At 68.6% G+C, this 15305-nt stretch carries 14 protein-coding genes; 6 read left to right on the plus strand and 8 right to left on the minus strand.

The features are described from left to right. Positions 1 to 556: 556 nt before the first annotated feature. A complete protein-coding gene (locus tag ACWENQ_RS08660; RefSeq protein ID WP_452413389.1) occupies positions 557 to 1159 on the plus strand; it encodes a hypothetical protein in 603 nt (200 codons plus the stop codon). A 190-nt stretch (positions 1160 to 1349) separates the two neighbouring features. Here the strand turns inward: ACWENQ_RS08660 and ACWENQ_RS08665 are convergent, their stop codons facing one another. Continuing rightward, positions 1350 to 1805, minus strand: coding sequence for a hypothetical protein (locus tag ACWENQ_RS08665; RefSeq protein ID WP_452413391.1), 456 nt, complete (start codon positions 1803 to 1805; stop codon positions 1350 to 1352). 502 nt (positions 1806 to 2307) lie between these two features. Here ACWENQ_RS08665 and ACWENQ_RS08670 point away from each other — a divergent pair. Then, positions 2308 to 2862, plus strand: coding sequence for a hypothetical protein (locus ACWENQ_RS08670; RefSeq protein WP_452413393.1), 555 nt, complete (start codon positions 2308 to 2310; stop codon positions 2860 to 2862). A gap of 169 nt (positions 2863 to 3031) precedes the next feature. On the opposite strand, the gene ACWENQ_RS08675 is transcribed toward ACWENQ_RS08670, so the two are convergent. Continuing rightward, positions 3032 to 3238: a hypothetical protein gene (locus ACWENQ_RS08675; protein WP_452413395.1), complete on the minus strand. Its 207-nt coding sequence runs from the start codon at positions 3236 to 3238 to the stop codon at positions 3032 to 3034. Positions 3239 to 3582: 344 nt separating this feature from the next. Here ACWENQ_RS08675 and ACWENQ_RS08680 point away from each other — a divergent pair, with 344 nt between their 5' ends. After that, the gene (locus ACWENQ_RS08680; protein WP_452413396.1) at positions 3583 to 5205 is read left to right on the plus strand and encodes a YncE family protein; all 1623 of its coding nucleotides are present in this window, start codon (positions 3583 to 3585) and stop codon (positions 5203 to 5205) included. A gap of 682 nt (positions 5206 to 5887) precedes the next feature. Here the strand turns inward: ACWENQ_RS08680 and ACWENQ_RS08685 are convergent. The 3 genes from ACWENQ_RS08685 to ACWENQ_RS08695 all read right to left on the minus strand — a co-directional run bounded on the left by ACWENQ_RS08685 (position 5888) and on the right by ACWENQ_RS08695 (position 8747). After that, on the minus strand, positions 5888 to 6358 hold the full coding sequence (locus ACWENQ_RS08685; RefSeq protein WP_452413398.1) for a hypothetical protein: 471 nt from the start codon (positions 6356 to 6358) through the stop codon (positions 5888 to 5890). Between the two features lie 1329 nt (positions 6359 to 7687). Continuing rightward, positions 7688 to 8146, minus strand: a complete 459-nt coding sequence (locus tag ACWENQ_RS08690) for an iron chaperone (protein WP_449922129.1) — start codon at positions 8144 to 8146, stop codon at positions 7688 to 7690. 145 nt (positions 8147 to 8291) lie between these two features. Then, a complete protein-coding gene (locus ACWENQ_RS08695) occupies positions 8292 to 8747 on the minus strand; it encodes a carboxymuconolactone decarboxylase family protein (RefSeq protein WP_354909156.1) in 456 nt (151 codons plus the stop codon). Positions 8748 to 8925: 178 nt separating this feature from the next. Here ACWENQ_RS08695 and ACWENQ_RS08700 point away from each other — a divergent pair, with 178 nt between their 5' ends. Further along, a complete protein-coding gene (locus tag ACWENQ_RS08700; protein WP_452413400.1) occupies positions 8926 to 11412 on the plus strand; it encodes a tetratricopeptide repeat protein in 2487 nt (828 codons plus the stop codon). A gap of 107 nt (positions 11413 to 11519) precedes the next feature. Here ACWENQ_RS08700 and ACWENQ_RS08705 read toward each other — a convergent pair whose 3' ends face one another. Beyond that, positions 11520 to 11960, minus strand: a complete 441-nt coding sequence (locus ACWENQ_RS08705) for a hypothetical protein (RefSeq protein ID WP_452413401.1) — start codon at positions 11958 to 11960, stop codon at positions 11520 to 11522. A gap of 283 nt (positions 11961 to 12243) precedes the next feature. On the opposite strand from ACWENQ_RS08705, the gene ACWENQ_RS08710 reads away from it, so the two are divergent. Both ACWENQ_RS08710 and ACWENQ_RS08715 read left to right on the plus strand, forming a co-directional pair. Further along, positions 12244 to 13503 carry a sensor histidine kinase gene (locus ACWENQ_RS08710; RefSeq protein WP_452413403.1) on the plus strand — a complete coding sequence of 420 codons (1260 nt, stop codon included), beginning with the start codon at positions 12244 to 12246 and terminating at the stop codon, positions 13501 to 13503. Beyond that, on the plus strand, positions 13488 to 14135 hold the full coding sequence (locus tag ACWENQ_RS08715) for a response regulator transcription factor (protein WP_449922121.1): 648 nt from the start codon (positions 13488 to 13490) through the stop codon (positions 14133 to 14135). Before ACWENQ_RS08710 ends, ACWENQ_RS08715 begins: the two co-directional genes overlap by 16 nt. Before the next feature lie 37 nt (positions 14136 to 14172). Here ACWENQ_RS08715 and ACWENQ_RS08720 read toward each other — a convergent pair whose 3' ends face one another. Together ACWENQ_RS08720 and ACWENQ_RS08725 are read right to left on the minus strand one after the other, a co-directional pair. Further along, complete coding sequence (locus ACWENQ_RS08720; RefSeq protein WP_452413405.1) at positions 14173 to 14592, minus strand: hypothetical protein; 420 nt, start codon at positions 14590 to 14592, stop codon at positions 14173 to 14175. Between the two features lie 49 nt (positions 14593 to 14641). Next, on the minus strand, positions 14642 to 15229 hold the full coding sequence (locus ACWENQ_RS08725; RefSeq protein ID WP_452413406.1) for an isochorismatase family protein: 588 nt from the start codon (positions 15227 to 15229) through the stop codon (positions 14642 to 14644). Positions 15230 to 15305 lie beyond the last annotated feature (76 nt).

The following is a 15305-nucleotide window of genomic DNA, read 5'->3' on the forward strand; positions in this document are numbered from 1 at the left end:
CGTCTAGTTCAGAGTAGATCGACAGTCTGTGTTCGTCATGGGGTGCGCTCACGTTGATATCCGGGCGGTTCTCGGCGATTGTCCGTCGTCGCTGCCGTTCCTGGCCTTGTGGAACACCCTCGGTGCCTGGAGCTGCGCCGGTGACGGGCCCTGACTGTCACCTGACCGTGCCGACTCGTCGCTCGATGAGATAGCGCGATCTGGCGGCACTATTCATCACGCTACGTAATCCTCTGCTGTCCATAAGCGGAGCGTCGGGAGCGACTTCTGTTCCGTCGCCGTTCCGTGAGAGGGCGAAAGGTGCTGCAGAGCAATGGAGGACACTCCAAGCTGTTTTCGCTGCTCGTGGCCATGATCGCCGCATCGCCCCTGGTAGGCGGTTTAAGGGACGAAGATCACCCAGATCTACGAGGGCAGGGCACACTCAGGACACAGCAAGGTCCTCGAAACCCGGGACGATTCAGTCACTGGCGTTCGATTGGATGGGCGTATGACTGCTCATGATGTGGCCCGTCTGCTGCCCGGTGTCCCGATGCTCCGCGACCTGTGCCGGTCCATGGCGGTGCTGGAGGCCATCCTGAGCCCGGAGTGGGCGAGCCGCTACCACTCCTTCGACGCGGGTTGGAGCCCGAGGGAGGAGATGGCCTCCATGCGCAAGGGCTCTGGAGATGAGTACTCCATCGTCTTCTCAGCGGCGGGTGCGTACATCCGCGGCTTCGATCACGAGGCGGTGATGAGTCCGTACAACAACGACGGGCCGTGGCCGGGGGTGCTCGACTCGGTCCCCGACATCTTCCGCCACTGCGTCGAAGAGCCCGCGTTCTGCGACGAGGACGGCATGCCGATCGTGACCGCCTGCCTGTGGCGCGAGGCCGGCGACGACCGCTGGCGGGTGGGTGAGATCGAGTATCCGGACGGCGAGAGCGATCCCGACGGAGCGGCGCACCTGTTCGGGCTGCTCGTCGATCCGTCCGCGGAGGCGTTCCGGTGGTTCGCCGAGGACTACTACGAAGTGCCCGTAGACCTCGACGCGGTGCGGCACGTCCATGCCCTGCGTCCGCTGACGCAGGCGGTGGTCACCGCGCTGAACGCCGACCTCACCTTGAAGGATCTTGCCGAAGACCTTGCGGCATCCCGGTATCCGTCTGCCGCCGATTGAGAGGCCAGAAGACCGCTGCCGATCCTTCCACCCAAGCGGTGAATCTGGTGGCAGCAGCACCGGAGCGCGCCGAGCGGAGTCCCGTACAGCAGCCTCATACAGCAACCCCGCCTTACACGATCACACGCCACCGACCCGCAACCACCACCTGAGCAGGGCGAGATGCCACTGACGAGGTATCTGCCCTTCCCTACGTGTCGTACGAGCCGTCCCAGGGTTCGTAGAAGCCGAGGTCGTCCGGGTAGAGCTCGGCGTGCTCGGTGCCTTCGAAGGTCTCGATGACGAGACCGAAGAGCACGTCGTCGACTTCGTGGCGGAAGGGCCGGATGGCGATGTCGCCGAAGCGGAGGCCGGGGAGGGCATTGAGCCACTGCTTCAGCCGCTGCTGCGCTGCGTCGACGGCGGCCCGGTAGTTGTCGTCGGTCCCGGTGCGCTCGATGCGGGAGTCGAGGTGGTGGCCGGCGGCGTCGAAGGTGTGCAGGACGGCGTGCCAGCGTTTGTGCGCCTGCCAGTCGTCGGTGTGCGTGTAGCCCTCTGGGAAGGCGGCGACGACGGAGCCGAGGAACTGCCCGCCCTCCCAATGGCCGATGGTATCGGTGCGGTAGCAGGGTTCGTAGCTGATGGGAATGATCTCGGGAACTGCCATGTGCGGGAGAGTAGAGATTGGGTCCGACAGAGCCTTTGCACTGCGCGTGACCTTGCTAACGGAAGTGCTAACACCGTCCCTGGACGCGAGTGGACATCCACAGAAGAAGATCAAGTACGAGATGGCTTTGAGCAGGGCTTTCTGATACCTGTGGACGTCGGTGGACGTTCTCGAACTGGCTACGGATCAGAAGGTTAGGGGTTCGAGTCCTCTCGGCCGCGCTTCACGAAGAAGGTCCCTGAGCAGGCATTACGCCTCCAGGGACCTTCTCGTTTTCCCGGCTCACCCGGTCTCTTCTCCCTCCTTGGGAGCCGCCCGCGCTTCCCAGGGCTCCCAACCGGGGCCGATCATGCGATCGCGGTGTCCCGTTCCGCTGGCGTGCCATCGGCCGGGCGAGTTCCCACGTAAGGGGGAGTGGGATCACCCTCGGGTGGGAGGGGCGGCGGCATCCCGGTCGCGAGCCTGGTGGTGTTACGAACAGTTGAGATCAAAGGGATTCTCGATGACCATCACACGACTGGCCCGCCGGAGCCGTGTCGCCCTTGCCGGGCTCGCCGCCGGGCTCGCCGTACTCACAGTGACCGCGCCGGCCGTACAGGCCGACCCCGGACCGAAGCCCGCCGCGCTGCCGGACTTCCTCCTGTCCGGGACCGGTGAGGGCACTCTCGACATTCTCGGGGCCGGGTGGAAGGGGCACAAGGTCCGGTTCGCCATCGAAGCCAAGGGCTTCGCCACGGAGTCCCAGGGCACCTTCCGGGTCCAGCACTGGTTCCCCGACGGGAAGGTCTTCGCGGACTTCCAGGGGAAGATCGACTGCCTCAACGTCGGCGGAGACGTCGCGGTGGTGACCGGAGTTATCGAGAAGGTCAGCGCGTCCCCTGCGGAGATCGAGATCCCGACCGGCAAGCGGGTCGGGTTCACCGTCGACGACGAAGGCAAGCGGGACCGGCTCGGCTGGAGCTGGGCCGTCCTCGGGTTCGAGCAGGAATTGCCGATCTGCATGGGCACGGCGCCGATCCTGCCCCTGAGCAAGGGCGGCTACACCGTTCGCGACTGAGCGCATGACAGAGGTCTTCGCCTCAGCTGACGGCAAGTGTCGTACAGCAACACCGCCTTACCGGCACTGGCCCGCATCTACCGCCTGACCAGGCCGGGATGCTCCTGACGAGGCGCATGCCCTTCCCTACGGATCAGAAGGTCAGGGGTTCGGGTCCTCTCGGCCGCGCTCACTCGAAAGGCCCGCTACCAGGGAAAACCTGGAGCGGGCCTTCGTGTTTTGTCAGGCCAGTCTCGAGATCGCTGACACCAACAGCCAGTTGCTTGGCGATGGCCTGAACGAAGATGCTGCCGCTGAAGCTTCCGTCGTCGCGGATCACATGGGCGTAGACCTGCAGAGTGATCGACGGGTCGGCGTGACAGAGATGGGACGACATGGACACCAGGCCAAGGTGAGATCAACCATCCGTACGGCGGGCACGGCTGTTATATCGACGACCCGGACGGCTGGGATATGGCGATCAACACCGCTCCCTGCAGCGAGGGTTAATATTACGGCTTGGCATCAAATGGTATCCCAACCACCTGGAGCGATTACCCAGAGCGACGCCTTTCGGTCGCGTCCGGAACTCCCTCTGGACTGACTGTTTCCCCATATCAGTCGGCATCGCCACACATTCGAACGCTTGTTCAAGATCTACGCTGCGTAGATCTTGACCGAAAGCGCCTCTTTCTGGGTTGATCAGGGCGATTTCCTTCACCCCTCACACGCGGAGTGCATGTGCGCCCCCTGCCACTCGTCACACTGGCCTTCACTGTCGCGCTCGCCCTTTTCCCGGCCGCCCCGGCGGCGGCCGCCGACAGCACAACCTCGCTTGGCTACCTCGGTCGTGGCGGTGACATCGTCACGGGCGGCGGCAAGGTCTTCGTAGCCGCCGACGACCGCATCATCGCCGTCGACAGCACTGGTACGGTCACCGGCACCATCACCGGTCTTTCGGGCGCGGTCGGCCTGGCCCTGACGCCGGACCGCTCCCGCCTGTACGCCGCACTGACCGATTCGAACCAGATTGCCGAGATCGACCCCGCGGCCCTCACCATCGCCCGCCGCATGGACCTGGCCTCCTACGCCTGCCCGGAGCACCTGGCCCTGTCCGGCGATCGCCTGTACGTGGGGCACGGCTGCCAAACCTCGTGGGGCGGCGGCGTCATAAGCCTCGACCTGACGGTGACCAGCCCGCAGCCGGTCATGGTTGCCTCGAACATCAACGGCGCGCCCCTGGTGGCCGTCGCGGGCGGCACACTGGTCGCCGGCAGTACCAAGATCAGCCCCGCTGACCTACTCGTCTACGACGTGAGTGGCATGCCCGCCCTGCGCGGAACCATCGACGCCAACGGCTCCTACCTGCGCGACTTGGCCCTTACCCCGGACGGCTCCTCAGCGATTACCGCCTACGAGCACCCGTGGATCTTCAACGCCTGGGACACCACCACGCTGACCAAGACAAAGACGTACGGCACCGGCCCCACCGTCGAAGGCATCCCCGCCGCCCTGGCTGTCAGTCCGGACGGCACCCAGGTCGCCGCCTCGATGGACTCTTCCCTCCGCTGGCCACAGACGGGACCTGACATCACGCTGTACGACGAGGAGGCCGAGGCCAGGGGCAAGACTTACGACAACCCCCTCGACTCGGTCACCCCGCAGGGGCTCGCCTTCTCCGGCTCCGACCTGTTCGCCGTGCTCAAGCGGGGCTATCTCTGGCGAATCAAAGGCGCCCTCCTGCCCGCCTCGGCGCTCAGCGTAGCCGCCCCCGCCACCGGAACCGCGCTCGAATCCCTCACCCTCACCGGCCGCCTTACCCTGTCCGAGAGCACCGCCCCCGGCACTCACCCTCTCAAGATCACCCGTCGCCATCCTGACGGCACCACCGCCTCGCTCCCCGAGGTGACCACCGCCGCCGACGGCACCTTCACCCTCACCGACACACCCCCCGTGGGCGGGAGCGTCTCCTACGACGTGCTCTGGGACGGCAACTCCGCCTTCCGCTGGAGTACGGCTACCGCCACCGTCCAAGTCGCCAAGCACTCCGCCTCGCTCACCCTCACCGGCCCCTCCACTGGCGTGGTAGGCAAGGAACTCCAGCTCACCGGCATTTTGAACGCCGCCGGCAAGCTCATCCCCCCTGGCACCACCATCTCGGCCACCCGGACGGTCACCGGCCGGGACGGCACCATCACCACCCCCCTTCCTCCCATCTCACCCGCCGCTGACGGTTCCTTCAACCTCGTCGACACCCCTGCCGGGGGTGGCGCCCACGCCTACACCGTCCGCATCACGAACAGCCCCACCTTCGAACCCGCCGAAGCCTCGCACACCTCCACCATCCACGGCCCTCTCGACTAATACCCCAGTGGCACTTCGCGATCATGGTCGGTATCTATGCTGGTAGCGGCGTCGGCTAGCCGCGACTTGGCGGCCGTGGGGATCTTCACGAACGGCTACGGCGGGCTCGGCGAAGAAGCTCCTTGCATCGACAGCGGGTCGGTCTGTCCGGCCAGTTCCAGCAGTCTTGCGGTCAACGCCGACCAGCATGGCGCGGATATCGTCGGCTGGCGTGCAGCGTGGTTCGACTCGGCCCGAGTCTGCCGGCGACGTGGGCGAGCGGGTCGTTGAGCATGGCGATCCAGCCGTCAGGATCTACGTTTTTGCGTACGGCCACTGTGTGGTCTTGCGTGGCCGCCAACCTTCGAAGATCGCGAAGTGTCACTGGAGCCTTGAGTGGTGTTGGCCGGAGTGGGACGGCAGTGAGACGGTGGCCACCCTGGCGCAGTTCCCGAAATCCCATGTCCCGTGCTTGCTGGCCGAGATCCGCCGCCTACGCACTCTTCTGGAGAGCGCGCGCACCACATTGACGCCGATAATGGCCGTACTTGCTAACGCCATTGCTGACAACGCCTCTGGATACCGATCCCGGAGGGCCTTTCGCGTGGTTGCGCAGCAGCGTTGTACAGCAACGGGGGCTCCACGCAGACGGTCTTCTACGACATCAGCGGCTCGTGTCCACTGGACGCTGGGGCCACTCTGCTCAGGCGCCGCCGAGGCTCTCTCGCAGGCGGTGAACCCAGTCCGCGGGGAAGACCTGCTCAAGCCGCTCCCTGCTGGTCTCCAGCATCCCCTCTTTCGCCAAGGGGAGAAGAGCGCTGTTCTGGACGGCCGCGTGATCCTCGGGCGCCGGGCAGATCAGGACGGCGAGGATCCGGCACGTCCGCTGAAGCTCCTCGATCCCGGTCGTGCGAAGCATGCTCTTGATGTGCTCCCATGCCGTCCGTACGGCAAGACCCACCAGCGCTTCGAGGAGAGGGCTGCGGCGCTCGGCCTTGCGAGACTGCATGATGACCGTCGTCACGTGCTCCGGTATTTGGTCCATGGCTTTCGAGAACTTTTCGATAGCCTCGGCCAAGGCTGCGAGGAGATCGCACCAGAAATGATTGGTGAGTCGTCTTCTGGCCTCTCGTGGCTTGCTGCCACCGAACCTCTTGTCCAGCTCCTGGATCACAGGGCCAGCGAGAATATCTCCGACCCCCTGGATGCGTTCGATGGTGCCGGGATTTCCGGACAGCCAGTCAACGAGATCGACGGTGGCACTATCAGTGGCCGCTGCCTTTCTACGACTGGATGGCTCTCGCCGCCCTTTGGGAGGCTGGGTTGCGGCCCAGTCGGAGTCGCTGCGGTCTCTCGCCTCTTGACGGGCAACGGGAGACGGGTCACGAGCCAACGAGAGACCGTAGGTCCAGCCGTGCTGCGCCCCGCCACACGAGGAGCATCCGCAGGCATGCCCCTTGGCACGCTCGCAATTCACAGGGTGCGTCATTCGCCCTCCGCTAGTTCGGCACGACAGTGGACCGACGACTCGCCAGAAGCTCCATTCCTTTGAATCACAAACAACGAAAATCAAAATGGCCGCCACAGCTAGTTCGGCATATCTCTTCGGCTACCAGAGGAGATCGGGCACACGCAAAGGCCCTTTGGGGTGATCCCAAAGGGCCTTTGCGGTATCGAAAGATTGATTACGTCTTGCTTGTTCGGTCGAGGCTTTGGTTGAGCCGATCGAGTGCCGTCGGTTTCGGGTTGTGCATATGGGTGTAGACGTCCATGCTCATCGAGCGCTGCGAGTGTCGCGGGATGCGCATGGCCACGCGCTTTCGTGTTTGTCGGGACAGTCTCGGGATCTCGCCAACGCCTCTGCTAGCGGGGTGGCGTCTGCTTGCCGGCGGCTTGAGCGAAGACATCTGCGGCTGAGGCTCCCGCGGCACGGATCACGTGGGCGTAGACGCGTAGGGTGATCGATGAGTCGGCGTGGCCGAGGCGCGACGTCCGGGCCGTACCTCTGGGTGAGGCCGGTGGTCTTCTCGGCGGAGATGGGGATCGACGGCCGGGACCGGGATCTGATGGGGGACCACCTGACGCTGCGCTCGATCAGGTCGGTCAGGCGGGCTATGGCCGAGGTGCGCTGTCGTTCGTCGAGGCGCTTCCAGACCGCGGTGCCTGTTCACGCTGGACGCGAATGGGCCGTGGTGCGCGGGACCGGATCGACGTCGTGGCGACCAAGGACAGCGGTTGCGCGGCGAACGTCTCCCAGTAGCCGGCCGTCCCGAACTCGGCCTGCCGGTGATCGTCGTCCAACGGCCCGAGCGGCCCGCCGGGGTCCCCACCGCTTCCTGGCGTCTCCATCGCCCGAGACGTCCTCTACGCGGATGTCTCCACCGCCGGGACGTCCCTGCAGACGTCCCCGCCCCTCCGGGCGTCCCGGCCGGCCTTGGCTGGGTTGTCGCGCTTTGCCGGCCAGACTCCCCTCAGCCGCGTTGTACGGCGTGGCGGTCCGGTTTCAGCTCACCGCTCGCTTCACGAGCTCGCCGATCATCGCCTCGTCGGCGGCGGTGAGCTCCTTCAGGGCGTAGGAGGTCGCCCACATGGCGCCTTCGTCGAGGTTCGCCTGGTCGCTGAAGCCGAACGTCGCGTACCTCGCGTTGAACTTCTGGGCGCTCTGGAAGAAGCAGACGACCTTGCCGTCCCTGGCGTACGAGGGCATGCCGTACCAGAGCTTCGGCGCGAGGCTCGGCGCGCTTTCCTTGACGATCGCGTGGATCCGCTCGGCCAGGACCCGGTCGGCGTCCGGCATCTCGGCGATCTTCGCGAGCACGGCGGCTTCGTCCTCGGCGGCCTTGTCGGCGCGCGATCCGCGGCGCGCGGCCGCCTTCAGCTCCTTGGCGTGCTCCTTCATCGCGGCGCGCTCATGCTCCGTGAATCCGTCGAACGTCTTGTCGGCCTGCTTCGTGTCCTTCATTGGGAGCTTCCTTCCGGTATGCGGCTTTGATGGTCAAGGGTGTCATGGACGCCGCTGCGGCGGCTTCTCCGAAACTGACGTTCGACGCGACGTGTTTCCGGCGGGCGAGCGCGCTCCCGGCTTCCGGCGGGCGGGCGCGGGACCGTCAGCCCCAGGCGCCGGCCAGCTGGCGGGTCGTGGCGTTGAGCCGGTTGAACAGGTTGGTGACGCCGATCATCAGGATGATCGCGGCCAGCTGCTTCTCGTCGAAGTAGGTGGCGGCCGCGTCCCAGATCTCGTCGTTCACCGCGTCGGGACGGTCGGCCAGCCGCGTCGCGGCCTCGGCCAGCGCGAGCGCCGCCCGCTCCTCGTCGGTGAAGTACGGGGTCTCCCGCCAGGCGACGACCGTGGCCAGCTTCTCGTCGCTCACTCCGGCCTTGCGGCTCGTCTTGACGCCGCCGTCGACGCAGGCGCTGCAGCCGTTGATCTGGCTGACCCGCAGGTGCACCAGCTCCAGGATCTGCCCGTCCACCCCGCCGGAGTGCACGCTCTTGAAGAGCTCCTGGATGGGCTGCATCGCACCGGACAGGACGACGGCGGGGTTCTGCATACGGGACTGCATGTCGGTGTTCTCCTCTTCAGGTTCGGCGCCCGTCCTTGCGGGGCGTGGGTCCATCACAGCCCAGCGGGTTTGCCAGGACGAGGGAGATGGGACACGCTGGGACAGCTGAAACGGCCTTGACCAGCGCAGATCCGGCGCGGAAAGTCAGTGCCGGAGCGGGACAGAGAGGCGGAGAACCGTGGGTGTGCAGCAGCGGACGACGACGGCCGATCCCCAGGATGAGCTGGCCGCCCGGCTGCGGATGCTCCAGGAACTGTCCGGGCTCGGCGTGCGGGCCCTCGCGCGGGACACGGGTCTCAGCTCGTCCTCGCTGTCGCGCTACCTCAGCGGCCAGACGGCACCGCCCTGGCCCGCGGTGATCGCGCTCTGCCGCCTCGTCAAGCGTGACCCCCGCCCGCTGCGTCCGCTGTGGGAACGCGCCTCGAGCCCGCTGCCGGCGCCCCCGAAGAGCAGCCGCCAGGTGCAGCCGCCGTCCCCGCCCGCCGGGGCCCCGCGCCCGCCACGCAACGATCTGCCGCGCGACGTGCCCGACTTCACCGGACGCCAGGCCCCGCTCGCCGCCGTGCTCGCCGCGGTGGACAGCGGCCGGGTGGTCGCCGTCGACGGCATGGCGGGCGTCGGCAAGACCTGCCTGGCGGTGCACGCCGCGCACCTGCTGGCCGCCGATTACCCGGACGCCCAGCTCTATCTGGACCTGCACGGCTTCACCGAGGGGCGTCAGCCCCTCGATCACGACGCCGCGCTGCGGACCTTGCTCGCCGCGCTCGACGTCCCCTCCGAGAAGATCCCGCAGGAGGGCGGCATCGAACCGCTGGCCGCCTGCTGGCGGTCGGAACTGGCGAGCCGGCGGGCCGTCGTGGTCCTCGACAACGCCGCCGACGCCGACCAGGTCCGCCCGCTGCTGCCCGGCGCCGGCGCCTCCGTCGCCCTGATCACCAGCCGTAATCGGCTGCTGGGCCTGGACGAGGTGCCCCCCGTCTCGCTGGACGTGCTGACCCCCGAGGAGAGCGCGGAGCTGCTGGCCCGCGCCAGCGGTGACCCCAGCGGCTCGGACGGCCGGCTGTCCCGCGAACCGGAGTCCGCGGCCGAGGTGCTGCGGCTGTGCGGCCACCTGCCGCTGGCCTTGCGGCTGGCCGCGGCCAGGCTGCGGCACCGGCCGGGCTGGACCGTGGGCATCCTCGTCGAGCGGATGCGGGAGGGCGCGGACGAGTTCGACACCGCGTTCGCGATGTCGGTGCGGCAGCTGGACCGGGGCCAGCGCCGCCTGTTCCGCCTGCTGGGCCTGCTGCTCGGGTCCTCCTTCGACGAGTACGTGGCGGCGGCGCTGGCGGACGTGCCGTTGCGCAGCGCCCGGGCGATGCTGGAGGACCTGCTCGACGCGCACCTCGTCCAGCAGCCGGCGGCCGGCCGGTACCGGCTGCACGACCTGGTGCACCAGCACGCGCGCCGGGCCGTTGAGGAGCAGGACTCAGCGGAGGAGCGGGAGCAGGCGCTCGGCCGGGTGCTCGACTACTACGTGCACGCGGCGGCCGCCGCCGACGCCGCGATGCCGCTGCTTTCGGGCAGCCGGGCGGCCTCCGCTGGCCGGCCTCCCGCCGAGCTGCCGCGGTTCACCGACAAGAAGGCGGCCCTCTTCTGGTTCGTGACGGAGTACTCGAACCTGATGGCCGCCTTCGAGGTGGCGGTCGCCACCGGAGCCGACGCCCATGCGTGCGAGCTGCCGCGCTTCATGCGCACCTTCTTCGCACGGCGCTGCGGCACCACGCACCTCAATGTCCTGTTCGAGCGGTCGCTGGTGGCCGCGCAGCGTCTGGGCGATCCGCTGCAACTGGCCGAGGCGCACAGCGACCTGGGTTTCGCCCGGTACAACGCGGGCCGGATGGCGGAGGCCGAGGCCGCGTACGAGGCGGCGGCACCGCTGGTGTCCCGGACGGGGGACGCCCGGTTCGAGGCCGAGCTGGCCATGCGCCGTGCCTATCTGCGGTGGGACGAGGGGTACGTCGAGGAGCCGCTCGAGCTCTTCCGGCTGGCGGGAAGGCTGTACACGGCGGCTGACTGCCCGATGGGCGCGGCCCATGCGACCGCGTGCGAGTCCTGGGCGATGCTGCAGCTGGGACACCGCGAGGAGGCGGCGCGGCTGGCCCGTCAGGCGCTGGACATCCCGCACACCGACCCCGCGTCGGCATCCCCCCTGACGGCCCGGATCACCCTCGGCGTGGCGGTCGCCCCCGAGGAACCCGGCGACGCGGTGAGGCACCTGCAGGAGGCGCTGACGCTGGCCCGCGAGGACGGGCACAAGCACAACGAGGCCTGGTGCCTCAACTGCCTGGGCGTCGCGCTGCGGCAGATGGGCCGGTACGAGGAGGCGCTGGCCAGCCATCGGGAGGCGTTCGCGCTGCTGGACGAACTCTTCGAGGAACACTGGAAGATCCGCTTCCTCAACGGCTACGCCGAGACCTGCCGGCTGGCGGGCCTGCCCGAGGAGGCCCTGCGGCTGCACCGGCAGGCGCTGGAGCTGGCCCCGAGACTGGGCAACCGGTACGCGGAGGCGCTGGCCCACGAGGGGATCGCGGTCGTGCTCGACGGGACGGATCCGGCCGCGGCCGCCGAGCATCGCGCGGCGGGGCAGGCCGTCCTGAAGGAGCTCAACCCCGGGGCCTACTGATCACGCCACCGGTCGGGACGCCGCGGATCCGCCGGGCCGCGATTGACGCACCGTTCGGCCGACCGGGTGCTGGAGACGGGGCAGGGAGCGTGCGGGAACCGAGGGGGTCAGCGTGTCTTGGGGAAGGCGGCGCGCAGCCGGGATCCGTTGACGACGAATGCTGCCGCGGCGACGGGGAGGGCGCAGACGGCCTGCGTCATGACGAACCACGCCGGGAGCATTCCGGGGATCATGTCGATGGCGATGATCGCGATCGGCATGATGACCGTGATGACGCGCATACGGAGATAGGCCCATCGTGCTCCCCGCGCGGCGAGGACGGTCAGCCAGTAGGCCACCGCGGCGCTCGCGAGCACTCCGGCTGACCGGCCCCACATGAACGAGGTCACCGCGTGTCCGGTGGTCGCGAGGACGGCGACCGTGACGAGGACCGCGGCGCTGAGCGCGCCGTAGGCCGCGACGAGGATCTTCGCCGTGGCGAAGGCTCGTCGCGTGTGCGGACGGTCGGGGCGGGCGGTCTCGGCCGTGGTGCGGTTGGTGGTTTCCATGTCGCTATCTCCCCTTGCGTCGGCTCGCGTGGTGCCGACCTTGCGTCGGCTCGCCTGGTGCCGGCCTTGTGTCGGCTGGCGTGGTGTCGACGTTAGGGAGCGCGACGGGAGGGGCGGTATGCGCCTGGACGTACGGGTTGGTGGGTCCAGCCCCACTTCAGCGCCGATCCGGGGGGTGTCAGACTCCGTGCGGTGCACTGTGGAGACACCAGCCCGCCGCGGGTACCGCGGGTGCCGCGGTCGGCTGCTGGTGAGTCGGGGTGCCGGAGTGAGAAGGGGAATCATGCGACAGCTGGTGTCGTGGGTGGTGAGTGCCTGTGTGGGGTTCGGGCGAGCGTGCGTCGTGGCGGCCGTCGCCATGCTGGTCCCGGCCGTGTGGGCCGCTGCCGTGGCGGTGTGGATCTGGTGGTGGGACGGAGACCCGTGGTCGGGGACAGTGCCGTTCCTGTGGGCGTGTATCGGCACGCTCGCCCTGTCCCGCCCGGTCTGCCGGATGTTCCGCTCCCTCGTCGCGAAGTGGACGGGCACCGTCATCCCCGGCGGATACCGGCAGCCCGGGGCGGTGACACAGATGTCGACCGGGTACTGGTGGAACGGGTACTCCTACGAGCGCACCAGCCGGGACGCCCGCATGGACCAGCAATGGCGGACCAGGTGGCGCGATCCCGCCACCTGGCGTGACCTGCGGTTCACGGCGATCGCACCGGTCACCGTGGGCGTGATCTGCGCGATCCCGCCGGCCGGACTCGTGGCGGCGATCCTCGGGTTGTCCCAGCCGACGTTCTTCGCGCGCCTGATCGGGGTGCTCGGCCTGGCCGTGGCGATCGGCGGCGCCTCGTACGCCTGGCGGTCCGCCGAGCCGGTAGCCGTCCGCTTCCTGGGCCCGTCGCCCGCGATGACGATGGCCGAGCGGGTGGACGAGCTGACGGCCCAGCGCGCGGACACCACGGTCGCGCAGGCCGCCGAGATCCGCCGGATCGAGCGGGACCTGCACGACGGAGCGCAGGCCCGCCTGGTCGCGCTCGGTATGTCCCTGGCGACCGCGGAGAAGCTGATGGAGACCGATCCCGACCAGGCCAAGGCGTTGCTGCGACAGGCGCGAGCCGGCGCGACCACGTCCCTCACCGAGCTGCGCGAACTGGTCAGGGGCATCAGCCCGCCGGTGCTGAACGAGCGGGGGCTCGTCGACGCCGTCCGCGCTCTCGCCCTGGACAGCCCGCTCGAGGCGACCGTCAGCGCCGACGTCCGGTTACGCCTGGACCCGCCGATCGAGTCCGCCCTGTACTTCGGCGTGGCCGAACTGCTGACCAACGCGGCCAAGCACGCCCGTGCGACCCGGGCGCGGATCTCCGTCGTCCGCGACGACACCGGCATCGCCGTCGAGGTCGAGGACGACGGCAGGGGCGGGGTGAGCGTGCGAGCCGACGGCGGGCTCGCGGGGCTGCGCCGCCGGCTGTCGGTCTTCGACGGCACCGTGGAGATCACCAGTCCGGCGGGCGGTCCGACCCGTGTGAGGATGGTGGTCCCATGCGAATCGTTGTAGCCGAAGACCTCTACCTCCTGCGCGACGGGATGATCCGCCTCCTCGAGGCGTACGGACACCAGGTGGTGGCGACCGCGACCACCGGACCCGAGACGCTCGACGCGTTGCTGACGTGGCGGCCGGACGTTGCCGTCGTCGACGTCCGCATGCCGCCGACCCAGTCGGACGAGGGCCTGCGGGCGGCTCTCGCCGCCCGCCGCGAAGTGCCCGGACTGCCGGTCCTGATCCTTTCCCAGCACGTCGAACAGCTGTATGCCCGCGAACTCCTGGCCGACGGCTCCGGCGGCGTCGGCTATTTCCTCAAGGACAGCGTGTTCGACGCCGACCAGTTCATCGACGCGCTGGAGCGCGTCGCCGGCGGCGGGACCGCCATGGACCCGGCCGTCATCACCAAGCTGCTGTCCAGCGGGTCCTCGGACCGGCGACTCGGAGGGCTCACCGAACGCGAACACGCCGTGCTCGGCCTGATGGCCGAGGGGTTGTCCAATCAGGCCATCGGCCAGCGGCTCTTCCTCAGCGAAAGCGCCATCAGCAAGTACACCACCTCCATGTTCGGCAAACTCGGCATCACCGATGACGACACCAACAACCGCCGGGTCCTCGCCGTCCTCGCCTACCTGAACAACCCCTGACACGGCGGGGCGTGCGGCGGGCTGCCTTCGAGGCGCGTCAAACTGCTTCCTTCGGGCCGGGCGACCTCCCCTCGTGGGCGCGGCCGGCCGGCACCCACCGGCGTACGGCATCGAGCGTGCTCTCCGGGGAGGTGTTGAAGCAGAACCGGATGCCCGGGGCCGCCGAGACCAGCACGTTGATCAGCCGTTCGAGGAGAAGGGTGTGCTCGGGTGTCATGCGCACACCACCGCCGATCACGGCCAGGTCGAAGGATGCTTCGGCCAGCCGGTCACGGACGGTCTTCTCAGCCGCGTCCGGGTCGGCGTCGACCAGGCACGGCTCCGCCTCGAAGCCGGCCGTCCGCACGGCCGCGAAGCCCTGCTCGATCCGGGCGGCGAGCGTCGCCTCGTCGAGCCCCGGATGCCTGCCGAAGTCGATCGCGCCAGGATGGAGCCCGATCAGAAGGATCTTTGTCATGTCGTCGCTCCTGCCACGGGGACGGGGCCGCTCTCCGGGCCCGGGAGGATCAGCGCTGCGCCTCGAGCTCGGCGTGAACGCGCAGGACGGCCTGACCGGACGGGCCGGCCCAGTTGTCGGCGAGCTCGGCCAGCAGCGGCCGGGTGGTGTTGAGCACGGCGCCGGCGCGCTCCATGCGGCGCAGCGCCATCTCGTCGCTGACCGTGGTGAGTGACCCGGAGGCGTCCACGACGACCTGAACCTCGTAGCCGCCGGCGAGGGCGCTGAGAACCGGGTAGACCACGCACACGTCGGTGGTCACACCCGCGACGATCAGCCGGCGGCGGCCGGTCTTCTCCACGGCGGCGGAGAAGGCGGGGTCGGCCATGGCGTTGACCACTCCGGTGCGCTGGATCCGCGCGGCGTACTCGGCAGGCATGATCTGCCCGAGCTCGGGGATCAGCGGCCCCTGGACCTGGTCCTCCATGCTGGTGGTCAGCACGGTCGGCATGCCCAGCGCCTTGACGGTCCTGGCCAGGCGGACGGTGTTGGCCCGCAGCTCGTCGTGGTCGGCCGAGCCGACCCAGCCGATCGTCCCGACCTGGTGGTCGATCAGCAGCACGGCGGCGTCGTCCGGGGTGAAGGGCACAAAGCTCATCTCAAGCTCCTGTCAGCAGGTGATCGCGGGGTGTCCCCCGCACCGCCAACTCTGATCGACGGTGAATCGCCCAACA

This window comes from Nonomuraea sp. NPDC004354 (assembly GCF_053602555.1).